The organism is Allostreptomyces psammosilenae (genome assembly GCF_013407765.1).
In the GTDB taxonomy this organism is placed as follows: Bacteria; Actinomycetota; Actinomycetes; order Streptomycetales; family Streptomycetaceae; genus Allostreptomyces; species Allostreptomyces psammosilenae.
Genome location: NZ_JACBZD010000001.1, coordinates 2,693,254 through 2,717,291, shown reverse-complemented (window position 1 = coordinate 2,717,291; position 24,038 = coordinate 2,693,254). Strand labels below are relative to the sequence as shown.

Below are 24,038 nucleotides of genomic sequence, written 5' to 3'. Positions count from 1 at the left end.
TGGCCGCGTGGCCGGCCGGTCGGTCAGTGACGGACCGCCAGCCAGCTCAGCCACATGTTGAGGGCGTTGGTCTGGGCGTAGCTGAACCCCGTTGTGCTCTGGGCGCTGATCCGCCAACTGCCCGGGGCCGAGGCGGTGTAGGGGGTGAGGACCACCAGCGGCATGCTCTCCATCGTGGGCCCGTAGGTCATCGAGACGCCGACGATGTTGTTGGTGGTGGTGTAGACGCCGCCGATGAACAGCGAGTCGGACCAGTTGCCGGAGGGCAGCTGGCCGCGGATCACCAGCCGGCCACCGGAGACGATCTCGCTCTGGCCGGTGCCGCCGAAGATCTGCTCCAGCGACCAGTGGTCGCGGAACAGCCACAGCTGGGAGCGGCCGGAGGAGTTCGAGACGGTCTCGGCCGAGATCAGCCGCAGCGATCCATCGGTCTCCGCGTAGACGGTGGGCTGGAAGTCCCGGGTGGTCGGCAGGTCGAAGGTGATGCCGGGGGAGCCGGCCCAGGTGGTGGCGTCGATGCGGACCTCCGTGCCGGCGGAGGTGCCGGCGCGGAAGGTCCCGGTGATGTCCACCGTGCCGTCCGTGCCGGAGACCCGGAAGGTGCGCACGTTGGAGCTGTTGCGGGCCTCGATGCCGCTGGCGTTCATCTCCACCCGCGCGCCGCTCAGCGCGGTCGCGATCCGCCCGCCGACCACCACGTTCGCCGCCAGGGTGCCGGCCAGCAGCTTGCCGACGCTCAGGTTGGCGATCTTGGCGTCGTTGACCGCCAGGTTGGCGATCTTGGCGTTGGTGACCGCGAGGTCGGCGATCTTGGCGCTGGTGATGGCGGCGTCGTCGATCAGCGCGGTCCCGGTGACCCGGCGCACCTGCACGGCGTCCACCAGCCAGGCGCCGGTGGTCTGCCCGATGGTCAGCAGCGCCAGCTCCATGGAGACGGCGCCGGCCGGCACGGTCGTGTAGCCGGACAGCGTGGTCCACTCGGCGGCCGTGGTGAAGGAGCCCTCCTCGGCGGAGGTCCCCAGGCCCGGCGCCGCCGCGTCCGCCCGCGCCACCGCCTGCGCGTCCGCCGCCAGGGCCACCGGCGTGGTGGCGCCCTGCGGGTAGTGGAACAGCGGGCGCAGCCACAGCTCGCCGTCGGCGTCCGGCCGCTGGTACTGGAAGGAGAACCACAGCCGCTCGCCGGGCGTGACCGGCAGCGCGTCACCGGAGAGGACCAGCCGCTGCTCGCCCCCGCCGCGGTTCTCGATCCGCAGCAGCCAGTCCCCGTGCGCGGCCGTGCCGTCCCGCACGAACGACCAGCCGCCCCCGGCGCGCCGCTCGCGGAGTTCGGCCAGCTCGAAGGAGCCGTCCTCGACCAGGTTGCCGAAGTCCTTGAAGGTGATGTGGCGCAGCCCGATCACGTTGCCGTCCACGTCGGTCTCCACCAGCCGCTCCACCTCGGCCGCCGTCTGCGCCGACGGCTCCGAGGCGTTGCCGCTGGTGTCCACGGCCACGAACCGCACCAGGTACGGCGTGTCGTAGGCGACGTCCGGGGCGGCGGCGACCCCGGGGCCGCTCAGCTGGTCGACCAGGGTCTGCGGGGTGGGGGTGAAGCCGTCCACGGTGCCGAGGTGGACTTCGAGGTGGGAGAAGTCCGGCGGCATCGCGGCGCCGTTCGCGTCCCGCCCGTCCCAGGTGATGTGCAGGTTGCCCAGCCGGCTGCTCACCACGGGGGCGGACGGCGCCGGCGGGGGCGTCGGGTCGGTGGGGGTGAGGAAGACGTACGGCGCGGACCACGGCGAGCGGTTGCCGTTGGTGTCCACCGCGGAGACGGTCAGCCGGACGTTGCGGCCGGGCAGCACGTCGGAGAAGTAGGCGCGGTCGCTGGTGCCCGGGTTGACGTAGCGCCAGCGGTCGTCCTCCTCGCTGTCGTACCGCCAGGCCAGCGAGTAGCCGGCGAGGTCGTCGCAGGCGGTGCCGTCCGCGTTGGTGGTGACCGGCAGCCAGCCGGCGACCACGGCCGCCCGGGTCACCCCGCGGTCGTCGGTGTACGGCTCGGCGGTGGCGGCCAGGCCCCGCGGCACCGCCGGGGCGAGCCGGTCGGTCCCCGGGTCCGCCGGGGCCGGCAGGCCGCCGGAGCTCCCGCCGCCGGAGGCGCCGCCGGTGATGCCGTCGATCCGCCGGGTCAGCAGGATCTCCCGCTCCAGGAACTTGTCGTTCAGCACCACCGAGGCGGTGGTGGGGCCCTCCGGCCCGAGCGTGACGGTGATCTGCCGGACCCGGTAGCGGCGCAGCCGGCCGTCGATCTCGGACCACAGGTGGTCGGACACCCGGTAGTCCACCAGCGGGGTGTGCGCGGTGGCGGCCAGGTCGATGCCGTGGGTGTGCTCGGCGCGGGTGTTCTTGCGCAGCTCCAGGCTGCTGGCGCCGAGCACGCCGAGGGTGCCGGGGTCGCTGACGCCGCCCTGGCTGATCGCCATCTCGTACCGGCCGCCCCAGCGGGCGGCGGCGGAGGCGTCGCTGAGCTGCCGGGTGACGCCGCCGTCGCCGATCACCAGCGCCGCGGTGGCCAGCTCCTCGACGCTGGCGGTCACCGGCGCCTCGATGATGTCCCGGCCGCGCCGCAGCACCACCGGCGGCGCCTGCCGGGTGCGGTCCACGCCCAGGCCGCCGGCGTTGTACACCTCGAGGTCCCGCCCGTTCATCCGCAGCTCGACCACGCCCTGCTCGACCAGGTTGCGCAGGATCGACAGGTAGTCCACGCCCAGGTCGTAGGAGAGGCTGACCCTGCTCGCCCACGGGGCGCCCGCGGAGTCCGTGGCGCCGTCGAAGGAGGACCAGGTCAGCCCGGGCAGGGCGCCGCGGGCGCGGGCCTCGGCGAAGAGGGTGAGCAGCAGGGAGCCGGCGGTGGCCGAGACGAACTCGCGCTTGGGCGCCTCGCCGCCGCCCTCGCCCTCCTCGCCGTCACCGCCACCGGATCCGCCGCCGTCCCCACCGCCGGAGCCGGGCAGCGGGTGCACCACGGCCTTGCCGAAGAGCACCAGCAGGCTCTTGCCGGTCCAGTCGACGGTGACCGGGTCGGCCTCGTCCGCCTCACGCGCCTGGAGCAGCCAGCGGCCGTCCGCCACCTCCACGCCGTCCACGCACAGCGCGATCTCCCGCATCTCGGCCAGCAGGCCGGCCGCCGCGGCCTCCCGCGGCACGGTGACCTTGAGCCCGCCCACCTCGGAGAACTCGAAGGACAGCTCGGCGGCGCTGTACTCGCCGAGCCAGCCCAGCCGCTCGCCGGAGCGGTCGTAGACGTTGAATGTCCACTTCATGACAGGTACTTCCTCCGTCCCCGGACGAGCACGCGGGTGGTGGCGCCGGTGCCGGAGGCGGACAGCCGCAGGACGGGGCCGCCCTCCCCGGGCTCCAGCTCCAGCAGCCGGGTGCCGGGGCCGCCGTGGGTGGTGACGCCGGCCCGGTTGCTGCCGCCGGTGCCGAAGCCCAGGCCCGGCCCGGTCGTCGACGTCCAGTAGCGGGCGTCCACCTGCCAGTCCTCGCCGTCGGCCAGGGCGGCGGCCAGCTGCACCCACTGGCCGGTGACCGCGTCGGTCAGCCGCGGGTTGGTGGCCGGGCCGGAGACCACGTAGACCAGCTCGTCCAGCGGGGCGGTGGCCCCGGCGAAGACCTCCAGCGGCAGCTCGGCGCCCCCGGTCACGCCCGCGGGGCTGGCGTACTCGCTGTCCGCGGCGTCCTGCCAGAAGGCGCCGGGGACGCTCAGCGAGACGTTGAACCGGGCGGTGTACGGGTCCAGCTGCTCCGGCTCGATCTTCCCGGTGACCTGCGCGAACGCCTGCCGCTCGCCGACCGGCGGGCCGTAGTCGACGCGCAGGTCGAGCAGCCGCTGCCGGGTGGTGAACAGCCGGTGCAGGGCGTCCAGGTTGGCCCGGTAGAGCGTCAGCCGGGCCTCGTCGGAGGGCACGGTGCCGTCGGGCAGGCAGCCGGCCACCCACATGGACAGGGTCAGCTCGGCGGGCTCGTGGAACTTGTCCGGGCGCCACAGCGCGCCGTGCCGCCCGGGCACGGGCGTGTCCGAGCCGCGCAGGCCGGGCGTGGTGTGCAGGCCGGTGCGGGTGCGCACGCCCCAGGCCAGGGTGTCCAGCGAGACGCCGTCGACGGTGATGCCGATCATCGGCCGATCACTCCCAACTGGGCGAGGCGGGTCAGCGCGCGGGCGGTGGCCACCGACCCGGGCTCACTCACGGGGTAGTAGTTGTTGACCGTCACCGCCGGGCCCCTGCGGGCCGGGGCGCCGCCCTCCAGCAGCCGGTTCAGCTTGCTCAGCGGCAGCACGACCTCCGGCTGCCCGGCCTCGGCGAGGATGGCGGTGGTGCCGCCGGTGCGCGGCATCACGATGCCGCCCTCCGCCAGCATCGGAATGGTCGGCAGGTTGACCCCGAAGGACCGCCCGCCGATCCCGGGCACCCAGCCCGGGATGCTGACCCGGATGCCGTTCAGCCCGCGGATCGCCGAGTTCACCAGCCCGATCACCGCGTTGACCGGCCCGCGCACGGCGCCCACCACGGCCTGGAAGGCGGTCCGGGCGGCGCCGGCGAGCCCGTTCCAGATGCCCTTGAGGGAGTCGCCGAAGCGCCGGAACGCCGGCATCACGGTGTTGTTGAACCAGTTCATGACGCCGCCGACGGCGGAGCGGATGCCGTTCCAGGCGGCGCTGAGCACCGCCCGCAGCGTCTTGGACTGCGCGGCCATCTCGATGAACTTGGTGATCAGCGGCATGGCCAGGGCGACCAGCGCGCCGAAGATGTTGGCCTTCATGGCGGTGTTCAGGCCGCGCTGCGCCACCGTGGCGCCCTGCAGCCCGGTGCGCAGCCGGCTGAACAGCGAGCCGCCGCGCGAGGCGTTCTGCCCGGCCTGGCTGACCGAGCGGCCGGTGGTGGAGGTGGCGGTGCCGAGCGTCCGGGCGGCGGCACCGGCCTGCGTCGCGGCGGTGCGCAGCCGGTTCAGCTGGCCGGTGGCCGTGCCGGCGGAGCTGCCCACCCGGCTGACCGAGGTGGCGGTGGTGGAGGCGCGGGTGCCGAGGGTGCGCACGGCGTTGCCGGCCGAGGTGGCACCGCTGCGCAGCCGCCCGGCGGCGGTGCTCACCTGGGTGATCGGGGTGCGCAGCCGGTTCACCTGCCCGGCGGCGGTGCCGGAGGCGCGGCCGAGGGCGCCCACCGAGCGGTCCGCCTGGGTCGTGGAGGTCTGGAGGGTGCGTGCGCCGCCACCGGCCTGGGAGAGTGACTGCCGGAAGCGGCGCAGCGCGGTGGAGGCGCTGTTCAGTGAGGTGGTCAGGGACACGGGAGCCCCTTTCTCGGTGTGTCGAGGGCGGTGGGACGCGTGGTGGGGGCGACGGTGGTGGTCACAGCCCGCCGCCTCCGATGCGCGTGGTCAGCGAGGCCACCTGCGTTCCCAGGTGGATCAGCTCGCTGGAGGCCAGGGAGGCGTCGTCCTTGATGCGGCGGATCGCCGCCTGCTGGCGTTGCAGGGTGTCCCGGTGCGCCCGGATGTCGGTGGCCAGGCCGCCGACCCGCCCCTGGAGCGCGGTGATGCGGTCGTGCGCCCGGGTGGCGATCCCGCGGACCTCCAGGGCGCGGCTGTTGCCCTGCACCGCAGCCCGGTAGGCGAGGTCCAGGTCGCGGCGGAGGGTCTCCGGGTCCTGCCGCGCCAGGCGGTTCCGGATCTCGTCGAGGTCGAAGATCGCCTTCTCGGCGTTGAAGATCTTCAGGCCGGCGTTGGCGAAGGTGAACTCGGCGGAGCCGCCGGTGGCGGCGACGTTCGCCCCGACGGCGGTGCCGACGGCCCCGTCCGCCTCGGCCTTGGCGCCGACGGCCTCCGCCTTCGCGCCCGTGGCCTCCGTCTTGATGGCGGTGACGTTGTCCTCGAGGTCCACCACCTTGCCTTCCAGGGCGGCGATGCGCTCGGTGATCGGTTTCTCCGACATGGTGTTCTCCGTTCGTGTGGGTCGCGGCCCGCGGCCGGTCCTCACGCGGGCGCCGCTCAGCGGAAGAAGCGGGCGATCTCCTCGGGGGTGGCGGACGCGGGGGCCAGGTCGCCGGCGTCGGGCGTGTTCGCGCCCCGGTGGGATGCCGCCCCGACGCCGTCGGCGCGGTCGCCCGGCCGGGACACCGGCTCGGGGCGGTCCGGCATCTCGGCGTGCTCGTCGCGGTGGACCACGGAGAACATCCAGTTGGCCGCGGCCAGGTGGTCCACCACGGCGGCGAGGAGGTGCTCGGCCAGTCCCCAGTCGGCCGCCTCGCCCCGCTCGGTCCGCACCACCATGGAGTCCTCGGGCAGGTGGCGGATCAGCACCGCGAGCCGGCGGGTGGTGAGTTCACCGCGGTGCCAGTCGTGCAGGTCGACGCCGTAGTGGCGCAGCAGGTCGGCTTCGAGTGCCTCGGCGTGTTCGTCGACGAACGCGTCGAGGCTCAGCCTTCCCCCACGCTGAGCCCGGTCTCCTTCCCGTAGGCGTCCAGCACGGCGGCGACGTCCTGGACGGTGAGCTGGAGGCGGTCGAACCGCTCGTACTGCTCCTCGCCGAGGAGCAGGCGCAGCAGGCCGTCCACGTCGTCCTCGGGGAGGGCGGACAGCTGCCGGACGACCTGTCGGGGCAGCTCGACGGGGAGCGTGAACACCTCGTCGTCGGCGCGGAAGCTCCAGGTGGTGACGCCGAGTGCCTCGCGGCGCTGGGCTCGGGCGGCGTTGACGTCGAACACGGGCATCAGTGGCTCCTCGGGGTGGGTGCGTGGGGTGGGGGGAGGGTGCGGGGCGCCGCCCGAGGGCGGAGGGGAGGGGCCGGGCGGCGCCCCGCGGGGAGGGGGCTGCTAGGAGCCCGTGGTTCAGCCGACCCGGTAGTTCGGGTCGCTCATGATCCAGGTGGCCAGCGGGGCGTTGTTGTCCACCGACAGGGCGGTGAAGGTCAGGCCCAGCTTGGTGGCCGCGGTGCGGGTCAGCTGCACCTCGTCGGTGTCGGTGACCTGGCCGCGGTGGATCACGAACCGGTAGGTGATCGCGTCGCCCTCGGAGAACTCGATGCCGAGCATCCGCTCGTCGAACTTCGGGTTGTTGGCGATCTCGTAGGTGAAGACCCCGCTCTCGGCCGGGGTCTCGGTCACCGCGTCACCGCCGAAGACGAACGGCAGGGTGTCCTCGTTGAACTGCAGCAGCGAGAACTTCAGGGTCAGCTCGCGGTCGGCGTAGACGAAGCGGACCGGGCTGACGGACTGCCAGGTGTCCACCGGGTCGATCTTGTCCTTCTTGGTGAACTTGATGCCGTCCGTCGTGGTGTAGCCGAGGTCCTTCCACGCCGAGCCCCACTGGGTGGCGGTGTCCGTGGGGGCGGCGGAGCTGAGCGGGGCGACCAGCACGCGACCGGTGCCGGCGACGCGGATCTCGTTGGGGTTGAAACCGGCCATGGGAACTCCTTCGGTAGGGGTGCGGGGTGAAGTGGCGGTGGAACGCCGAAGCCCCGCCGGCGGGACCGACGGGGCTCGTTGGTGGGGCGGGCCGCCCCCGCCGGCGCGGGGGCCGGGCGGCGGGCGTCCGCGGGGTCAGGCCGCGGGCGGGGCGGGCCGGACGTTCAGCTGCACGATCGTCCGGTAGCGGGCGCCGGCCGGACGGTTGTAGTCCGGGTACCAGCGGCTGGCCTCGGTCTCGACCACGTCGGAGACGAAGGCGGTGCCGTAGGTGGTGCCCCGGGCCTGGAGCAGGGCCTCGCGCACCGCGATCGAGGTGACGTGCGCGGTGGGCTTGTCGGGCCCGTAGATCTCCAGCTCCAGCAGCGGCTTGTCGAGGTGCTCGTCGTCGACCCAGGCGCCGCCCATGCGGGAGACCAGGACGGTGTTGGTGGTGCCGTCGAAGCCCGGGGGCACCCGGTTGTCCACGGTCACGTTGATCAGTTCGGGGCGGTACCGCAGGTGGTCGACGACGAGTCGTTCGACGTCGGGCAGTCCGAGCAGGGGATCGCTCACACGGATGCTCCCTTCGGGCGCGTGTGGGGCGGTGGTCGCGGGGGCCGACGGCGGCCGCGCCCGCCTGGGGCGGAGGCGGAGGGCGTCGGACGCGGCGGGCGCGGGGCGCCGGCCGTGGACCGTGGGCACTCACGACGAAGCGGCGGTCGCTCGCGCCCTCGTCCGGGCACAGCTCCGCCGCTGCGTCCAAGTGTGATCCGGCCTCACCCGCCGCGCAACTCACCGCGGAAATCGGCCGTTGACCTGCGGTTCCTCGGCTTGCGCGGGCGTGCGCGAAACGGCCCGAGCCCCGCCGGGGGAGTTCGGCGGGGCTCGGATGCTGGGGCGGATCGGTGGGTCGGGTGGATCGTCGGCTCGGTGGGCGGGATCAGCCGGCGCGGGCCGGGCGGCGGGCGGCGCGCTCCGCGGCGAAGACGTCCTCCAGCCGGAAGGTCAGGCTGCGCCCGGCGCGGCCGGCCGGGACCAGTCGGTGCAGCTGGACCCACTTGCGGATGGTGGCGGGGGCCACCCCGGCCTCCGCGGCGGCCAGTTCGGTGGTCAGCAGGGTGTCGGCCCCGGGCAGCAGGGAGAGCGCCGGGCGGGCGGAGGGCGGTCGCGCGTTCACGCCGCGGCTCCCTCGGCGAGCGCCAGCAGCCGTGCGAGGTCGAGGCCGCAGCCGGCGGCGAGTGCCGGCCACTCCTCGCGGCCCCAGGCGTGGCGGAACGCCTCCTCGACGCGGCAGGGGCAGTCCGCCTCCGCGCACCGGCAGCCGGGGTTGGCGCACAGCACCAGTTCGTGCTCGGGGACGGCGCGCAGCGAGACGGAGTCGCAGTGCGGGCACCGGCCGTCCAGCCGGAGCAGCGCGGCGGTCTCGCCGAGGCAGCGGCGGCAGCGGCCCGCCATCCGCCGGGTCTCGTCGCGGACGTGCTCGGCGAGCACGGGGTGGTCGGCGACGCGGTCGAGCACCGCCCGGATGCGTTCCAGGCGCTCCGGGACGGTGCCGCGGCGGGGGCGGCGGATCCGCAGCTTCTCGCAGACGGCCTCCTCCAGTTCGATGACGCCGTCGGTGACGTCGCGGATCGCGTCGGAGACGGAGAGCCGGACGGGCGCGGCGTGGCTGCCGGAGATGGTCACGCCCATGCGCTCGCCCAGCAGGGCGTCCTGCCGCTCGGCGCGGGCGCGGGCGGCCTGGCGGGCCAGGGCTGCGGAGCCGAGCGGGGCGGCGGAGGAGCGGGAGGGGCGGCCGGGGACGAGCTCGTCGACGAGCCGGGGGAAGAGGCGGACGAGGGTGTCCAGGTGCGCGGCCGCCTGCGCCACGCACCGCGGGGCGTCGCCGTCGCCGGGCCCGGCGGCCGCGGCCGCGCCCGGGGGGTGGGGCCTGCGCGGGGTGGGCGGTGTTCGGCCGGCGTCCGTCGGCAGCGGGGCACGGTCGTGGCTGATGGCCATGGGTACTCCTTGTCGGTCGCCTCTGGGGGGTCGCCTGGTGATGGGGCCCCGGGTGACTGGTCGCCGGGCCGCTGGTCGCCGGGGGGCCGGGCCGCTCACTCGGCCTGCGCCGCGAGGACGCGGACTTCCCTGCCGTTGCGCCACAGGCGTCCGCCGCTGACGCCGTCGAACCAGTTGTCCTGTGGCGCGACGACCTCCAGGCAGCGCGCGCGGACCGGGCAGGCGGCGCAGGCGCGCAGGGCCGGGAGGGCGTGCTGGCGGCGGGTGGCGAAGACGGTGCGTTGGGGGAGGTCCGCGCAGGCCGCCTGGGTGCGCCAGTCGGAGACGTCGGGGGGAGGTGCGGGCATGGTGCCTCTCCGGATCGGTGCAGTGGATCACGGGAGCTCTAGTTGCGCGCTCGCAAACAACGTAACCACGCCGATTCGCGGGCGCAACAAGTCTGCGGGAGGTCCGTGCGGTGGCTCCGAGGCGGAGATCTCGTGAAGATTTCGGGCGCGTGTCCCTTTGCTCCCCCTGCGCCCGTTGCGCCCGCGAACGCTCCTTGTGTTGTTGCGTGAGCGATCGCTAACCTGGAGTTGGCGGAGGTGGAGATACGGATGAGTCATGACATCGAGCGATTCGCGTCCTGGGTCGAAGGGCTGATGCGCAGCCAGGGCTACGACATCGACAGCCCGCGCGGCGGCGGGCGCGCGCAACTGGCCGAGGACTCCGGGGTGCACCGGGCGGCGATCACCCGGATGCTGCAGCGGCAGTCGCTGCCGGACCTGGAGACGCTGCGGCGGCTCGCCCCGGCGCTCGGGGTGAGCGTGCGGGAGATGCTGATCAGGACGGGGCGGGTGACCGAGGAGGACCTGCCCCTGCCGGCCGCGGAGCCGCCCCGGCGGCTGATGTCGCCGGCGGAGGCGGCGGTGGCCATGGGCGTCCCGCCCAGTCACCGTCAACTGTTCGTGGACTTCGCGGAGATGCTGCTCCGCGACTCCGGAGCCGCCGATAGCCGACGGCGGGGGCGGGTGAGAGGCTAGGGCCTTCCCGGTCACGGCGGCCGGCCGGCCCATCGGCGGGCCGCGCTTCGGCGTGCCGTGCGACGGCTGCCCGGACTCCGGGCCCGTGCCCGGCGCCGGTGCCGGCGGGGTAGGCGTTGGGAGAGGGAAGGAGCGCGGAGGGTCATCCGGGTCGGTGAGGATGGCGCGGACGGGGCGGTCGCCGTCGCCGCCGCGGGTGTCGGTGGATGGTGCGGAAACGCTTCGCCTTCTCCTCGCCGCTGGGTACCCTCCCCAGCCCGAAGGAGGGCCAGGGCGTCGGGAAGGCCGGGGGAGCCAGCGGTGGGAGATGAGGGCGTGTGACCTGGCGCCAGGAGGCGGTGGAGGTTGCCGTGGCCCGGGTGCGCGAGGCGATCGAGGGCCTCGTCTCCGAGGAGCAGGCGGCCGCGGTGCTGGAGGCCGTCCGGCGGTCGGCGGACGAGGTCGCCGAGGACGCGGAGATGCGCGGCTTCTCCCTCGGCTGGCGGGCCTGCCTGGAGGAGGCCGACGAGCGGCCGGTGGGCGCGACCGTGATCACGCTGCGGTCGGTGCCGCTGCCCAAGGCCGGCGAGGTGCGCGAGCACCCGGCGCTGGCCGGGATGGGCGAGCCGGCCCGCCGCCGCCGCGCCTCCGGCACCGGCGGCCCGGCCCGGGCCCGGCGGCGCGGCGTGCCCCGCCCCGCCGAGGCGGAGGAGCCGCCGTCCCGCGACTCCAGCTGCTGACCCCGCCGGGCGGCCCGGCCGCCGGCCGCGGGGAGGACCGCCCGGGGCGGCCGGCCGTCAGGGCCGTCCGAGGGCCCGGGTGACGGTGATCTCGACGCACACCCGCTCCGGGTTGGGGCGCGGGGTCCGTCCGTACCGCTCCGCGTAGCGCCGGACCGCCTCCGCGACGACCTCCGGCTCGTCCCGGACCACCGCCACGCCCTCCAGGGTCGCCCAGCGCGCCCGGTCCACCTGGCAGACCGCGACCCGGGCCCCGCCCGCGCCCGCCGCGCGCACGTGCCTGACCTTGCGGCTGCCCGCGCCGGTGATGATCCGGGCCACCCCGGCGTCCGGGTCCAGCGTCACCCCCACCGGCACCACGTGCGGCGAGCCGTCGGCACGGAGCGTGGTCAGCGTGCACAGGTGGCGTTCGCGCCAGAAGGCGAGGTAGGCGGGGGCGAGGGAGGACACGTCGAACGGCATGCCGCCACCGTAGTCCGGCCGCCGCACCCCCGGCCCCCGCCGCCCTCCCGGATACCGGGTTGAGTGGCATAGACTCAACTTAGCTTCTGTTGGTTAGAGCAGGGGCGGGCCGACGGGCCCTCCTCCGCCGCGCCGTGGCACGCCACGCGCCGGCGACGGGCCCGCGGATCCTCCCCACGTGGTGACGACTCCCCGAAGCGCCGGACCCCGCCCCCACGCGGACGGCGCCGAGGACGACGACGAGGAGCGCGAGAGACGGCATGGACGCCAGCAAGCTGACCACGAAGAGCCAGGAGGCGCTGTCGGCCGCGATCCGCCAGGCGGCGGCCGCGGGCAACCCGGACGTCTCCCCGGTGCACCTGCTGCTCGCCCTGCTGGAACAGCCGGAGGGCACGGCCGTCCCCCTGCTGGAGGCGGTCGGCGCCGACCCCGCCCGGGTGCGGGCGGCGGCCGAGCGGCTGCGTGACGGCCTGCCCTCCGCCCAGGGCTCCACCGTGGCCGCCCCCCAGGTGGACCGCGCCACGCTCGCCGCGCTGAACGAGGCCGGCAAGCACGCCCGCGACCTCGACGACGCCTTCGTCTCCACCGAGCACCTGCTGGTCGGCCTGGCCGCAGGCCGGCACGACCCGGTGGCCGAGGCCCTGCGCGCCGAGGGCGCCACCCCCAAGGCGCTGCTCGACGCCTTCGGCGCGGTGCGCGGCAGCGCCAAGGTGACCTCCCGGGACCCGGAGGGCACCTACCAGGCCCTGGAGAAGTACGGGACCGACCTGACCGAGGCCGCCCGCAGCGGCCGCCTGGACCCGGTGATCGGCCGCGACCAGGAGATCCGCCGGGTCGTCCAGGTGCTCGCCCGGCGCACCAAGAACAACCCGGTGCTGATCGGCGAGCCCGGCGTCGGCAAGACGGCGGTCGTGGAGGGGCTGGCCCAGCGGATCGTCGCCGGCGACGTGCCCGAGTCGCTGCGCGACAAGCGCCTGGTCGCCCTCGACCTCGGCGCGATGGTGGCCGGCGCGAAGTACCGCGGCGAGTTCGAGGAGCGGCTCAAGGCCGTACTGAACGACATCAAGAGCTCCGACGGCCAGATCATCACCTTCATCGACGAGCTGCACACCGTGGTGGGCGCCGGCGCCGGCGGCGACTCCGCGATGGACGCCGGCAACATGCTCAAGCCCATGCTGGCCCGCGGCGAGCTGCGCATGGTCGGCGCCACCACGCTCGACGAGTACCGCGAGCGGATCGAGAAGGACCCGGCCCTGGAGCGCCGCTTCCAGCAGGTGATGGTCGGCGAGCCCAGCGTCGAGGACACCATCGCCATCCTGCGCGGCCTCAAGGGCCGCTACGAGGCGCACCACAAGGTGCAGATCGCCGACACCGCCCTGGTCGCCGCAGCCGCCCTCTCCGACCGCTACATCACCTCCCGCTTCCTGCCGGACAAGGCCATCGACCTGGTGGACGAGGCCGCCTCCCGGCTGCGCATGGAGATCGACTCCTCCCCGGTGGAGATCGACCAGCTCCAGCGGGTGGTGGACCGGCTCCGGATGGAGGAGATGGCGCTGGCCCGCGAGGAGGACCCGGGCTCCCGGGAGCGGCTGGAGCGGATCCGCCGCGACCTCGCCGACAAGCAGGAGGAGCTCAGCGCCCTCACCGCCCGCTGGCAGCGGGAGAAGTCCGGCCTGAACCGGGTCGGCGAGCTCAAGGAGCGGCTGGACGCGCTGCGCGGCCAGGCCGAGCGCGCCCAGCGCGACGGCGACTTCGAGTCCGCCTCCCGGCTGATGTACGCCGAGATCCCGGCCGCGGAGAAGGAACTGGCCGAGGCCATCGAGGCGGCCGGCGGCCGGGGCGCGAGCGGCGGCGGGGCGATGGTCAAGGAGGAGGTCGGCGCGGACGACGTGGCCGACGTCGTCGCCTCCTGGACGGGCATCCCGGCCGGCCGGCTGCTGGAGGGCGAGTCCGCCAAGCTGCTGCACATGGAGGAGCGGCTGGGCCGCCGGCTGATCGGGCAGCGCAAGGCCGTGGCCGCCGTCTCCGACGCGGTGCGGCGCTCCCGCTCCGGCATCGCCGACCCGGACCGGCCCACCGGATCGTTCCTCTTCCTCGGGCCCACCGGCGTCGGCAAGACCGAGCTGGCCAAGGCCCTCGCCGACTTCCTCTTCGACGACGAGCGCGCCATGGTGCGCATCGACATGAGCGAGTACGGCGAGAAGCACACGGTCTCCCGGTTGGTCGGCGCGCCCCCCGGGTACGTCGGCTACGAGGAGGGCGGTCAGCTCACCGAGGCGGTGCGCCGCCGCCCGTACACGGTGGTGCTGCTGGACGAGGTGGAGAAGGCCCACCCCGAGGTGTTCGACCTGCTGCTCCAGGTGCTGGACGACGGCCGGCTCACCGACGGCCAGGGGCACACCGTGGACTTCCGCAACACCATCCTCATCCTCACCTCCAACCTCGGCTCCCCGTTCCTGGTGGACGTCTCGCTGAGCGAGGAGCGCCGCCGCGACCTGGTGATGGACGCGGTGCGCGCCGCCTTCAAGCCGGAGTTCCTCAACCGGCTGGACGACGTGGTGCTCTTCGACGCGCTCGGCACCGAGGAGCTGGCCAGCATCGTCGACCTCCAGGTCGACCGGCTCTCGGCCCGGCTGGCCGACCGCCGGCTGACCCTGGAGGTCACCGACGCGGCCCGCGAGTGGCTGGCGCTGACCGGGTACGACCCGGCGTACGGCGCCCGTCCGCTGCGCCGGCTGGTGCAGTCCGCCATCGGCGACCAGCTGGCCCGGAAGATCCTGGGCGGCGAGGTCCGCGACGGCGACACCGTGCGCGTGGACCTCGACGACAAGGGCGACCGGCTGACCGTCTTCGCCCTCCGGGAGGCGGCCGTGGGCGCCGCGGCCCCGGGGGACGGCGGCGGCGCGGTCTCCACCGTCAAGCAGGGCTGAGCGGCCCGGCGGGCGGCGGCCGGCGGGTGTGGCCACACCCCGGATCGCCGCCCCCGGGCCCTGCCGCCCGGCGGAGCGATGGGGCAGGATGGGCAGGCAGCCAGAGAAGGGATCTCACGTGAGCATCGATCCGGCATCCCTGCCGAATTTCGGTATGCAGCCGCAGCCGCAGCCGCAGCCCAGGGGCGACGCGGGGCCGGGCGGTCAGGGCGCTCCGTCCGCCTCGGGCGCCCCGAACCCGCGGACCGCCGTGGTGGTCCCCAATCCGGACCTGGTCAAGCAGCTGCTGGACCAGATGAAGCTGAAGTACGTGCTGGACAAGGAGGGAGACGTGGTCGCCCCCTGGGAGGGCTTCCGCGTCTACTTCATGTTCCGCGGCGAGAAGAAGGAGCTCTTCTCCGTCCGCACCTTCTACGACCACCAGTACACGCTGGACGAGAAGCCCCGGCTGCTGGAGGTGGCGGACGAGTGGAACCGGCAGTCGCTGTGGCCGAAGCTCTACACCCACACCCATGACAGCGGCGTCGTCCGGCTGATCGGCGAGACCCAGATGGTGATCGCCGCCGGGGTGAACCTGGAGTACTGGGTGACCAGCACCGCCAACTGGGTGCGGGCCGCGGTCGCCTGCGACAAGTGGGTGAAGGAGCGGCTGGGCATCGAGCAGTCCGCCGAGTCCAAGGAGGGCGGGGCGGAGGGCGGCCCGGGCGGCGACGCGCCCGCCTCCTGAGGCGAGCGCGCTCCTGGCGAGAGCAGGCTCCTGGCCAAGGGCAGGCTCCTGGCGAGAGCAGGCCAGGCCCCGCGACGGCGGCGGCTGCGGTGTTCGGGCGATCGGTCCGAGCACCGCAGTCGCCGCCGTTCGTGTGTTCGGCGTGTCTTCCCCGGCGGTCGGGTGAACGGACGATCTGCTGTTCGACGAACATTTCCCGCGCCGCAAATGATCGGACTTGAGCGATATTCGAGCAGTGTCGATCCGTCATACAAGTGAGCCGCTGATTTTCGTACTAACGTGGAGCACTCGCGCGGCTCCCCGCGCTCGATGTCGAAAACTGATTCCCACCGCGAACAGCCACCAAGTGCGACGTCCACGAGCAATTCCGCCCAAATGGCGAAGAACGCCCTCGATCTGCCGCACAATCCGGTAATCCTGTCGGGGCACCTACCGGCCCCAACGTGGAGCTGACCGTTGCTGATCGACCTAGAGACCGCGTACGTGGACACCCGGGCGCAGGAGCTGAGCTGGAGCCTCGGACTCGAACCGCTCCCCGCCCTGGCCACCCTGGATCTGGCCACCCCCGACCCCCACACCCCGGATCCGGCCACCGGAGACCGGACCCCGACCGGGCGGGCCCGCGGCGGGCTCACCCTCCAGCTCCGCCTGATCGGGGCCTCCCACCAGGTGCTGATCGACTCCCCGATCGGCCGCCTCAGCGAGACCGTGGCCTGCCTGCCGGACGTCACCGCGCCCATGCCCGGCCGGGCCGTGGAGCGGGTCCAGGGCTGGGCCTACGAGTTCCACGGCGAGACCCGCCACCTGGCCGGACCGGCCTTCACCGCCGAGGTCAGGCGGGCCGTGACCCTGGCCCGGACGGCCGCCGGCGGACTGGTGGGCCGCTTCCCCGGGAACGAGCTCGCCGTCACCGCGCTGATCGGCGCGGTGCGCCACGGCCCCGGCGGGCCCGTCGCCCAGTGGCGCACCTGGCACACCTACCCGCAGGAGGGCCGGGTGGTGGTCACCCGCAGCCGGATCGCCCCGGCGCGTCGGCCGGCCGGCACGGTGCCGGGCATGCCGTCCCGCCGCCGCCCCACGTCACCGTGGTCGAACGCCTGCCGCTCGATTCATCATCCGGAGTGACAGGGGTGGATCCGTGCCCTGCCATAGCGTCGAGACGTGACCCAGGAACCGGAAGCGCCGCCGCCCCCCGACACCGGCGCGACGCCCTCCGGCTCCCCGGTCCCCCCGACCCCGCGCACCCCACCGCCGGCCGCCCCGTCGGCGCCCCCCGGCGCAGTCCCGTCGGCGCCCCCCACCCCCGCCGCGGAGGGCCCCCGCCCGCCCGGCGGGCCCACCACCGCCCTCCGGCCGGGCCGGGCCCGCGCCGTCCTGCTGCTCGCCGCCTTCCTCTGCGCCGCCTGCGGCCTGGTGTACGAGCTGGCCCTGGTGGCACTGGGCAGCTACCTGATCGGCGACTCCGTCACCCAGGCCTCCGTGGTGCTGTCGGTCATGGTCTTCGCGATGGGCGTGGGATCCCTCCTCGCCAAACGCTTCACCAGCCGGGCGGCCGCCGCCTTCGCCGTCGTCGAACTCCTCCTCGGCCTGGTCGGCGGGCTCTCCGTGGCCGCCCTCTACGCCTGCTTCGTCTGGCTGGACGCCTACCGCCCGGCCCTGGTGGCCTGCGCCTTCGTGGTCGGCACGCTGATCGGCGCGGAGATGCCGCTGATCATGGCCCTGCTGGAACGGCTGCGCCAGCAGGCCCTGTGCCGGACGGTCGCCGACGTCTTCGCCGCCGACTACGTCGGCGGCCTGATCGGCGGCCTCGCCTTCCCCTTCCTGCTGCTGCCGGTGCTCGGGCAACTGGCCGGCGCCATCGTGGTCGGCGGGGTGAACGCGCTGGCCGGAGCCGTCGTCGTGCTGTGGCTCTTCCGCGCCGACCTCGGCCGCCGGCCGCGCGCCCTGCTGTGGTCCGGCCTGCTGGCCACCCTGGCCGTGCTCGCCGTCTCGTGGTCGCTGACCGGCCACTTCGAGGCCGCCGCGCGGCGCGCCCTCTACCCCGGCGCGGTGCTGCACGCCGAACGCAGCGAGTACCAGCAGGTGACCCTGGTGGCCTCCGCGCCCCCGGGCGGCCCCGCGGACTCCGGGGGGACGCCCGCGTCCCCGTCCGGCGTGGTGCTGCTGCTCGACGGCACGCCCGTGCTGGACTCCGCCGACGAGCGCCGCCTCCACGAGGCCATGGTCCACCCGGCGCTCGCCGGCCCCCGGAGCCGGGTGCTGATCCTGGGCGGCGGGGACGGGATGGCGCTGCGCGAGGTGCTCCGCTACCCGGACGTCACCGAGGTGACGCTGGTCGAGGTCGACCCGGCGGTGACCCGCCTGGCCGCCACCCACCCCGCGCTGACCGCGCTCAACCGGCACGCCTACGACGACCCCCGGGTCGAGGTGGTGCACGCCGACGCCTTCGGCTGGCTGCGCGACCGCGCCCGGGGCGGCGGCGCCGGTGGCGGCGCGGACGCCCCCGGCTACGACGTGGCGCTGTGCGACCTGCCACCGCCCTCCGTGGACGACGCCGCCAAGCTCTACACGGTCGAGTTCTACGGGATGCTGGGCAGCGTGCTCGCGCCCGACGGCCGGATCGCCGTGCGCACCGGCGCGCTGGACGCGTCCGCCGCCGCCGGCCGGGCGGACCTCTGGCGGATCACCGCGACGTTGGAGGCCACCGGCCTGCACACCACCCCCTACCGTCCCCCCGCCCCCGCCACCGCGCCCACCCCCGATGGCACCCCACCGGACGGTGGGACGCCGCAGGGGCGGCCCGCGGACCCCGGCATCGTGCTCGCCGGCAGGGAACCACCCCCGCTCCGACTGCCCGCCGACGCCCCGCCGCTCCGCCACCTCGACGCGTCACTGCCGCGCGGCGGCGGCGAACTCGGGGCGTCCCGGCCGGCCGCGCTCCCGCCCCCGGCCACCCTGCCGCACCCCGAGGGCGACCCCCACTGGGACGGCTGACCGGCCGACCGGCCGGTCCCGTCCACCGGTCTAGCCGTTGCCGCCCGGCCCGTAGCCACCCTGGCCGTACCCCGGCGAGCCGTAGCCGGGCGCGCCGTACCCCGGCTGACCGCCGCCCGCGCCGCTCCCGGGCCCGTAGCCCGCGCCCGGCGCACCGTAGCCCGGCCCGTAGCCGGAGGAACCGTACGGGTAGCCGTAGCCCCGCTCGCGTCCCCCCTCCGTGGGGAAGGCGCCGCCGCCGTAGCCGGACGGCGACCACGAGCCGCCCGCGAACCCGGAGGCGCTGACCCGCTGCATCTGGTCGACCCGCCGCACCACCAGCAGCCCCAGCACACCGGCCGCCACCGCGAACAGCTGGGAGAGCGTCAGCAGCCCGTACCCCCCGGCCAGCAGCGTGTAGTCGTCCGCGGTCGGAGCGGTGTTCCCGGTCAGCAGGCCGCTGACCAGGGACAGGATGTTGGCCGCCACCCAGGTCGTCCACCAGGTGCCCACCAGCGGCGGAATGCGCTGCGGTCGCGCACCGGCCGACTGGCGGTGCGGCTCGCTGGAGAGCCAGACGTCGCAGGCGATCCGCGCCGGCAGCACGTAGGCGGCGAACGGCACGAACCAGGACCCGATGCTCCAGCCCTGCCCGTGCCGCTGCCACTGGGGCTGGAACACGCCCGCGTTGCGGCGCACCCGCTGGAACCAGCAGATGAACACCGCGGCGGTGGCGATCCAGGCGAGCCCCTGGAGCAGGCTCACGGTCAGCAGGGCCTGACCCTCCTGGGTGCCGTCCACCACGAACACGGCGTAGCGGTCCGAGGCCAGCTCGTCGAAGAGCGCGTAGGCGTTCCACGCCGGGACGACCGAGACCAGGTGGACGAGCACGCACACCCCCAGCAGGACCTGGCTGGCGACGGCGAGACCGGACGCCTGCCTGATCAGCGGGACACCGGAGGCCACCGGGTAGGAGCCGTACGAGCCGAGAGCGGGCGCCGCCACCCCGTCGCAGCGCGGGCACTGCCCGGAAGCGGTGAGGGTCGTGGTGGCGCAACGTGGACACAGCATGGGAACGGCCCCCCGACCGCTGAAGCGCCGCAGGTGAATGACTGTTCATCAGCGTATGGCCGCGCGTTCCCGGCGTCCACGGTTTGTCCCACGGGCCGGGCTCCACTGTTCCGCGAAGGGGTAGGGGGGGAATAGCGTCCCCACGGGGACCCGCGGGGCCCGAGAGGACCAACTGCCGCCGAACGCCAGGGAGTCGATCAGCCATGCGACACGAGATTCCCGTCGACGCACCCCTGCGCCGCGTCTGGGGAGTGCTGCACGACCCCGCCGCGCTCGCGGCGGCGCTGCCCGGATTCCAGCCCGGCGACGAGGACGCGGCCACCGGCGCGGGAGCCCGCCCCCGGGCGGAGACCGGCGGCGCCGACCCCGCCGAGGACGCCGACCCCGGCCCCCTGCTCGCCGGCCGCCTGCGGGTGCGGGCCGGCACCGCCACCGTGACCTACCGGGGGAGCCTGCGGGTCGAGGACACCGGCCCGCACACCCTGCGCGCCGACCTCACCGCCCGCGAGGTGCGCGGCGGCGAGCCCGTCGCGGCCGTCGTGGACATCCGGCTGTCCCCGGCGCCCCGCCCGTCCGCCGCGGACGCCGGCAGCACGCTGCTGGTGTTGGACATCGTCGGCGAGGCCGGCGGACGCCTCGGCGCACTCGCCCCGCGCACCCGGGAGACCGCGCTGCGCCGGCTGCTGGACCGGTTCGGGCGGGGCCTGACCGAACACCTGTCGACCACCGGGGCGGCCACCGAGCCCGACGGCGAGGACGCCGGGGCGCCCGACCCCTTCGCGGAGGCCGCCGAGGCGCCCGGCACCGTGGGGGCCGCCGGGGCGGCGGAGGGCATCGAACCGCCGGACGCGGCGGAGGAACGCCGCGGGTACCGCGAGGGCGTGGCCGAGGCGGCCGTCGGCCGGGTCGTCCCCGGGGAGGTCGCCGAGGAGACCATCCCGGAGGAGCCGGCCGCGGCGTCCGCCGCGGCACGCACGATGATCACCCGCTCCGAGGAGGAGGTCGACCACGCCCCGCCGCGTGGCCGCTACGCCCCGGTGCCGGCCGCCCGTGACCGGCAGCCCGTCACCGCACCGGGCGGGACGCAGCTGCGCTGGGTGGTGCTCGCCGCCCTCGCCGTGGGCGCGGTGGGCGCCGCCGGGGCCGTGGGCGTGGTCCGCCGCGCCCGCGCCGCCCACGTGGGGTGAGGCGCGTTCCCCGAGGGAGCGCGAGGCCGACGGAACGGGAGCCCGCCCCGCCGGGGTGGGCTGGGCGCTGCGGGCGGTTCTGCGCGCTGCGGGGCGGGGTTCTGCGCGCCGAAAGTTATCCACAGGCTGTGGAGGGGGGCTGCGGCGCGCCCGAACCACATGGCAGGCTGAAAACAGGGGGTCCCCCTTCGGGCCCCCTGGGCGTGTTTGCGCCCCACCCGCCCCCGGCACCCCACCCACCGCGCCTGCCCCACTCGCCCCGGCCCACCCCCGCCTGGTCCGCCCGCCCCACCGAACCCGCCCACCCCAGCCGGCTGCCCCGACCCTCCCCGCCCCACCCGCCCCGCCGCGCGGTGGGGAGCGGCGGCGGCCGTCACGCGAAGTAAGCTCTGTGGCTCATGAGCGAGCACAACTTCGAAAGCCGCACGTCGCGCGAGCGCCGGCCCGTCTCCCACGGGGTGCGCGCATGAGCGCGAACCGCGAGGCGCTGCTGTCGCAGATCAAGGAAAAGGCCGTCGTGCACGGCAAGGTCGTCCTCTCCTCCGGGCGCGAGGCGGACTACTACGTTGACCTGCGCCGCATCACCCTGGACGCCGTCGCCGCCCCCCTGGTCGGCCAGGTGATGCTGGATCTCACCGCGGACCTCGACTACGACGCCGTCGGCGGCCTGACCCTCGGCGCCGACCCGGTGGCCACCGCCATGCTGCACGCCGCTGCCGCCCGCGGCCGGCAGCTCGACGCCTTCGTGGTCCGCAAGGCGGGCAAGGCCCACGGCCTCCAGCGCCGCATCGAGGGCCCCGACGTCAAGGGCCGCCGGGTGCTGGCCGTCGAGGACACCTCCACCACCGGCGGCTCCGTCCTCACCGCCGTGGAAGCGCTGCGCGAGGCCGGTGCCGAGGTCGTGGGCGTCGCGGTCGTCGTCGAGCGCGGCGCCGCCCCGGCGATCGCCGAGGCCGGCCTGCCCTACCTGGCCGCGTTCACGCTCGACGACCTCGACCTGGACTGACCCGCCGACCCGCACCCCGCGCGACACACCGGCGACCCGCCCGGTGACACACCACGCCGCGCCGGGTGCCCCGCCCGGGCAGCCGCCCCGCGCGAGCCCCGCGGCGCCCCCCGGCACCACCCGCCCCGGCGGGCGGTGCCGGGGTCGCTCCCGTGCCACGGCGTCTGCGAAAATGAACCGGAACACGCCGGGTCCTCGACGTGGAGCGACCAGCGGCGCGACGATCGCATGACCGTGTCGATCGCCTTACCACGAGGAGCGCATCGCATGCCCATCGCAACCCCCGAGGCCTACGCCGAGATGCTGGACCGGGCCAAGGCCGGCCGGTTCGCCTACCCGGCGATCAACGTCACCTCCTCCCAGACCCTGAACGCCGCCCTGCGCGGCCTCGCCGAGGCGGAGAGCGACGGCATCATCCAGGTCTCGACCGGCGGTGCCGAGTTCCTGTCCGGTACGACGATCAAGGACAAGGTCACCGGCGCGGTCGCGCTCGCCGAGTACGCGCACGTGGTCGCCGAGAAGTACCCGGTCACCGTCGCGCTGCACACCGACCACTGCCAGAAGGACAAGCTGGACAGCTACGTCCGTCCGCTGATCCAGATCTCGCAGGAGCGCGTGGACGCCGGCCGCAACCCGCTGTTCCAGTCCCACATGTGGGACGGCTCCGCCGTGCCGCTGGAGGAGAACCTCTCCATCGCCGAGGAGCTGCTGGCCAAGGCCCAGGCCGCCAAGATCATCCTCGAGATCGAGATCGGCGTCGTCGGCGGCGAGGAGGACGGCGTCGAGGCCGAGATCAACGAGAAGCTGTACACCGACACCGCCGACGCGCTGCGCACCGCCGAGGTCCTCGGCACCGGCGAGAAGGGCCGCTACCTGCTGGCCGCCACCTTCGGCAACGTGCACGGCGTCTACAAGCCGGGCAACGTCAAGCTGCGCCCGACCGTGCTGAAGGACCTCCAGGACGCGGTCGGCGCCGTCGTGGGCCGGGAGAAGCCGTTCGACCTGGTCTTCCACGGCGGTTCCGGCTCGCTGCTGGAGGAGATCCGCGAGGCGCTGGACTACGGCGTCATCAAGATGAACATCGACACCGACCTCCAGTACGCGTACACCCGCCCGGTCGTCGACCACATGTTCCGCAACTACGACGGCGTGCTGAAGGTGGACGGCGAGGTCGGCAACAAGAAGACCTACGACCCGCGCGTGTGGGGCAAGGCCGCCGAGACCGGCATGGCCGAGCGCGTCGTGGTGGCCGCCCAGGACCTCCGCTCCGCCGGCACCCGCCTGAAGTAACCTTCCGCCACCGCGCCCCCGCCTCCCGCCCCCGGCCCAGTCGGCGGCCCCACCGGCGGCGGCGCCCGGCGACACCGGGGCCCCGCCACCCGTCCCACGGCTCCACCGTGTGGACGGGTGGCGGGGCCCCGTCGCGTCACGCCGCGCCGGTGGGCTCCACCGACCCCGCCGGGGCGTCGGCCGCGTTCGCCCCGGCCGCGTTCGCCTCGATCGCGTTCGCCCCGGACACCAGGGCCGCGGCCGCCTCGGTCAGCACGTCGACGGCGGGGCGCGGCGCCCCGTCCAGCAGCCCGGGCAGGTCGGTCCGCGTACCGCCGAGGAAGCCACCGGCCACGGCGGAGTAGGTGGAGACCAGCATGTCCGGCTGCCACAGCGGCACGCCCAGCCCGACCAGCCCCGCGCGCACCCCCGCGTAGTCGCCCGGGCGGTAGTCCACGGCGCCGCCGCGCACCCGCTCGGCCGCGGCCACGAGGTCCGCGGGGCCCAGCGCCTCGGTGCCGACCAGCTCGTAGGCGCGACCGGCGTGCCGGGAGGCCGCGCCCGGGCCGCCGGCGAGGTCGGCGTCCGTCTCGGCGAGGACGCGGGCGGCGACGTCGGCGAGGTCCTCCCGCGCAACCGCCGCCAGCCGCCCCTGCCCGAGCGGCGCCGTCAGCGTGCCGGAGGCGGCCGCCGCGGCCACCTCCGGGGCCAGCAGCTCGGCGTACAGGCCGTTCCGCAGCACCGTCCACCCCAGCGACGACGCCGCCAGCCGGCGCTCCGTCCAGCGGTGCGCCAGCGCGTAACGGAGGTGGTCCCCGGCGGCGGTGAGGCTGGTGTACACGAGGTGGCGCACCCCGGCGGACTCGGCGGCCTCGATGGCGGCGCCGTGCCGGGCCGTCACGACGTCGTCCTCCGCGTAGCCGGCGGAGACGAGCAGGACGACGTCCACCCCCCGGAAGGCCGGGGCGAGGGTGGCCGGGGCGTCGAGGTCCAGCAGGCGCACCTCGACCCCCTCCGGCACGGTGCCGGCCACCCGATCCGGATCGTGGCTGCCCACCACGAGCGCCGGCCGGCCACCGGGGGCCGTGGTGGGGGTGGTGGCGGTGGCGAGACGTGCGGTGACGAGACGGGCGAGGGCGCCGCTCGCGCCGGTGACTAGGATCATTTCGGGCTCCCGTGGGGCGGGCCTGGGCGTGCGGGAGCACCGGACGAACCGCCGTCCACGGCCTCCGCGCGTACCCGGCGGTTCTCTTCGG

General features: G+C 75.0%; 23 protein-coding genes. 9 read left to right on the top strand and 14 right to left on the bottom strand.

What is annotated here, in order from left to right:
* Positions 1-23: 23 nt before the first annotated feature.
* The 11 genes from FHU37_RS11030 to FHU37_RS10980 all read right to left on the bottom strand — a co-directional run bounded on the left by FHU37_RS11030 (position 24) and on the right by FHU37_RS10980 (position 9,763).
* Complete coding sequence (locus FHU37_RS11030) at positions 24-3,299, bottom strand: phage tail protein (RefSeq protein WP_179814022.1); 3,276 nt, start codon at positions 3,297-3,299, stop codon at positions 24-26.
* Positions 3,296-4,156: a hypothetical protein gene (locus FHU37_RS11025; RefSeq protein ID WP_179814021.1), complete on the bottom strand. Its 861-nt coding sequence runs from the start codon at positions 4,154-4,156 to the stop codon at positions 3,296-3,298. Before FHU37_RS11025 ends, FHU37_RS11030 begins: the two co-directional genes overlap by 4 nt.
* Positions 4,153-5,322, bottom strand: a complete 1,170-nt coding sequence (locus tag FHU37_RS11020) for a phage tail family protein (RefSeq protein ID WP_179814020.1) — start codon at positions 5,320-5,322, stop codon at positions 4,153-4,155. Before FHU37_RS11020 ends, FHU37_RS11025 begins: the two co-directional genes overlap by 4 nt.
* Positions 5,323-5,383: 61 nt before the next feature.
* A complete protein-coding gene (locus FHU37_RS11015) occupies positions 5,384-5,965 on the bottom strand; it encodes a hypothetical protein (protein ID WP_179814019.1) in 582 nt (193 codons plus the stop codon).
* A gap of 56 nt (positions 5,966-6,021) precedes the next feature.
* Positions 6,022-6,333: a hypothetical protein gene (locus tag FHU37_RS11010; protein ID WP_312892549.1), complete on the bottom strand. Its 312-nt coding sequence runs from the start codon at positions 6,331-6,333 to the stop codon at positions 6,022-6,024.
* A 116-nt stretch (positions 6,334-6,449) separates the two neighbouring features.
* A complete protein-coding gene (locus tag FHU37_RS11005; protein ID WP_179814018.1) occupies positions 6,450-6,743 on the bottom strand; it encodes a hypothetical protein in 294 nt (97 codons plus the stop codon).
* A 117-nt stretch (positions 6,744-6,860) separates the two neighbouring features.
* Complete coding sequence (locus FHU37_RS11000; RefSeq protein WP_179814017.1) at positions 6,861-7,436, bottom strand: phage tail tube protein; 576 nt, start codon at positions 7,434-7,436, stop codon at positions 6,861-6,863.
* A gap of 135 nt (positions 7,437-7,571) precedes the next feature.
* Positions 7,572-7,991 (bottom strand): hypothetical protein, encoded by a 420-nt coding sequence (locus FHU37_RS10995; protein ID WP_179814016.1) that lies wholly within the window; start codon positions 7,989-7,991, stop codon positions 7,572-7,574.
* 367 nt (positions 7,992-8,358) lie between these two features.
* Entirely contained in the window at positions 8,359-8,553 is a 195-nt protein-coding gene (locus tag FHU37_RS10990) for a hypothetical protein (RefSeq protein ID WP_376774022.1), read from the bottom strand.
* Between the two features lie 38 nt (positions 8,554-8,591).
* On the bottom strand, positions 8,592-9,416 hold the full coding sequence (locus FHU37_RS10985) for a hypothetical protein (RefSeq protein ID WP_246449758.1): 825 nt from the start codon (positions 9,414-9,416) through the stop codon (positions 8,592-8,594).
* A 95-nt stretch (positions 9,417-9,511) separates the two neighbouring features.
* Positions 9,512-9,763 (bottom strand): WhiB family transcriptional regulator, encoded by a 252-nt coding sequence (locus FHU37_RS10980; RefSeq protein WP_179814015.1) that lies wholly within the window; start codon positions 9,761-9,763, stop codon positions 9,512-9,514.
* A 249-nt stretch (positions 9,764-10,012) separates the two neighbouring features.
* Here FHU37_RS10980 and FHU37_RS10975 point away from each other — a divergent pair, with 249 nt between their 5' ends.
* Together FHU37_RS10975 and FHU37_RS10970 are read left to right on the top strand one after the other, a co-directional pair.
* A complete protein-coding gene (locus FHU37_RS10975; protein ID WP_179814014.1) occupies positions 10,013-10,438 on the top strand; it encodes a helix-turn-helix domain-containing protein in 426 nt (141 codons plus the stop codon).
* 317 nt (positions 10,439-10,755) lie between these two features.
* Positions 10,756-11,157, top strand: coding sequence for a hypothetical protein (locus FHU37_RS10970; protein WP_179814013.1), 402 nt, complete (start codon positions 10,756-10,758; stop codon positions 11,155-11,157).
* Between the two features lie 57 nt (positions 11,158-11,214).
* Here the strand turns inward: FHU37_RS10970 and FHU37_RS10965 are convergent, their stop codons facing one another.
* A complete protein-coding gene (locus tag FHU37_RS10965; RefSeq protein ID WP_179814012.1) occupies positions 11,215-11,619 on the bottom strand; it encodes a pyridoxamine 5'-phosphate oxidase family protein in 405 nt (134 codons plus the stop codon).
* A gap of 260 nt (positions 11,620-11,879) precedes the next feature.
* Between FHU37_RS10965 and clpB the strand changes: the two genes are divergently transcribed.
* The 4 genes from clpB to FHU37_RS10945 all read left to right on the top strand — a co-directional run bounded on the left by clpB (position 11,880) and on the right by FHU37_RS10945 (position 18,270).
* Positions 11,880-14,549, top strand: a complete 2,670-nt coding sequence (gene clpB, locus FHU37_RS10960) for an ATP-dependent chaperone ClpB (RefSeq protein ID WP_179814011.1) — start codon at positions 11,880-11,882, stop codon at positions 14,547-14,549.
* A gap of 118 nt (positions 14,550-14,667) precedes the next feature.
* Positions 14,668-15,276, top strand: coding sequence for a type III secretion system chaperone family protein (locus FHU37_RS10955; RefSeq protein ID WP_179814010.1), 609 nt, complete (start codon positions 14,668-14,670; stop codon positions 15,274-15,276).
* Between the two features lie 456 nt (positions 15,277-15,732).
* Positions 15,733-16,401 carry a DUF2617 family protein gene (locus FHU37_RS10950; protein WP_179814009.1) on the top strand — a complete coding sequence of 223 codons (669 nt, stop codon included), beginning with the start codon at positions 15,733-15,735 and terminating at the stop codon, positions 16,399-16,401.
* Between the two features lie 36 nt (positions 16,402-16,437).
* Positions 16,438-18,270 (top strand): polyamine aminopropyltransferase, encoded by a 1,833-nt coding sequence (locus tag FHU37_RS10945; RefSeq protein ID WP_179814008.1) that lies wholly within the window; start codon positions 16,438-16,440, stop codon positions 18,268-18,270.
* 30 nt (positions 18,271-18,300) lie between these two features.
* Here FHU37_RS10945 and FHU37_RS10940 read toward each other — a convergent pair whose 3' ends face one another.
* Positions 18,301-19,320 carry a DUF4328 domain-containing protein gene (locus FHU37_RS10940; protein WP_179814007.1) on the bottom strand — a complete coding sequence of 340 codons (1,020 nt, stop codon included), beginning with the start codon at positions 19,318-19,320 and terminating at the stop codon, positions 18,301-18,303.
* A 203-nt stretch (positions 19,321-19,523) separates the two neighbouring features.
* Here FHU37_RS10940 and FHU37_RS10935 point away from each other — a divergent pair, with 203 nt between their 5' ends.
* The 3 genes from FHU37_RS10935 (at position 19,524) to fbaA (ending at position 22,803) form a co-directional block, all read left to right on the top strand.
* A complete protein-coding gene (locus tag FHU37_RS10935; protein ID WP_179814006.1) occupies positions 19,524-20,507 on the top strand; it encodes an SRPBCC family protein in 984 nt (327 codons plus the stop codon).
* Between the two features lie 466 nt (positions 20,508-20,973).
* Positions 20,974-21,513 carry an orotate phosphoribosyltransferase gene (pyrE, locus tag FHU37_RS10930; RefSeq protein WP_179814005.1) on the top strand — a complete coding sequence of 180 codons (540 nt, stop codon included), beginning with the start codon at positions 20,974-20,976 and terminating at the stop codon, positions 21,511-21,513.
* A gap of 267 nt (positions 21,514-21,780) precedes the next feature.
* A complete protein-coding gene (fbaA, locus tag FHU37_RS10925) occupies positions 21,781-22,803 on the top strand; it encodes a class II fructose-bisphosphate aldolase (RefSeq protein WP_179814004.1) in 1,023 nt (340 codons plus the stop codon).
* Between the two features lie 136 nt (positions 22,804-22,939).
* On the opposite strand, the gene FHU37_RS10920 is transcribed toward fbaA, so the two are convergent.
* Positions 22,940-23,947, bottom strand: coding sequence for an NAD(P)H-binding protein (locus FHU37_RS10920; protein WP_179814003.1), 1,008 nt, complete (start codon positions 23,945-23,947; stop codon positions 22,940-22,942).
* Between the last annotated feature and the right edge of the window lie 91 nt (positions 23,948-24,038).

Bases quoted from the DNA above. Each gene is read 5' to 3' on its own strand.
- FHU37_RS11025 (WP_179814021.1), bottom strand. From the start codon at position 4,156: ATGATCGGCATCACCGTCGACGGCGTCTCGCTGGACACCCTGGCCTGG.
- clpB (WP_179814011.1), top strand. From the start codon at position 11,880: ATGGACGCCAGCAAGCTGACCACGAAGAGCCAGGAGGCGCTGTCGGCC.
- FHU37_RS11015 (WP_179814019.1), bottom strand. From the start codon at position 5,965: ATGTCGGAGAAACCGATCACCGAGCGCATCGCCGCCCTGGAAGGCAAG.
- FHU37_RS10935 (WP_179814006.1), top strand. From the start codon at position 19,524: ATGCGACACGAGATTCCCGTCGACGCACCCCTGCGCCGCGTCTGGGGA.
- pyrE (WP_179814005.1), top strand. From the start codon at position 20,974: ATGAGCGCGAACCGCGAGGCGCTGCTGTCGCAGATCAAGGAAAAGGCC.
- FHU37_RS10975 (WP_179814014.1), top strand. From the start codon at position 10,013: ATGAGTCATGACATCGAGCGATTCGCGTCCTGGGTCGAAGGGCTGATG.
- FHU37_RS10940 (WP_179814007.1), bottom strand. From the start codon at position 19,320: ATGCTGTGTCCACGTTGCGCCACCACGACCCTCACCGCTTCCGGGCAG.
- FHU37_RS10965 (WP_179814012.1), bottom strand. From the start codon at position 11,619: ATGCCGTTCGACGTGTCCTCCCTCGCCCCCGCCTACCTCGCCTTCTGG.
- FHU37_RS10985 (WP_246449758.1), bottom strand. From the start codon at position 9,416: ATGGCCATCAGCCACGACCGTGCCCCGCTGCCGACGGACGCCGGCCGA.
- fbaA (WP_179814004.1), top strand. From the start codon at position 21,781: ATGCCCATCGCAACCCCCGAGGCCTACGCCGAGATGCTGGACCGGGCC.
- FHU37_RS11000 (WP_179814017.1), bottom strand. From the start codon at position 7,436: ATGGCCGGTTTCAACCCCAACGAGATCCGCGTCGCCGGCACCGGTCGC.
- FHU37_RS11030 (WP_179814022.1), bottom strand. From the start codon at position 3,299: ATGAAGTGGACATTCAACGTCTACGACCGCTCCGGCGAGCGGCTGGGC.
- FHU37_RS10980 (WP_179814015.1), bottom strand. From the start codon at position 9,763: ATGCCCGCACCTCCCCCCGACGTCTCCGACTGGCGCACCCAGGCGGCC.
- FHU37_RS10920 (WP_179814003.1), bottom strand. From the start codon at position 23,947: ATGATCCTAGTCACCGGCGCGAGCGGCGCCCTCGCCCGTCTCGTCACC.
- FHU37_RS11005 (WP_179814018.1), bottom strand. From the start codon at position 6,743: ATGCCCGTGTTCGACGTCAACGCCGCCCGAGCCCAGCGCCGCGAGGCA.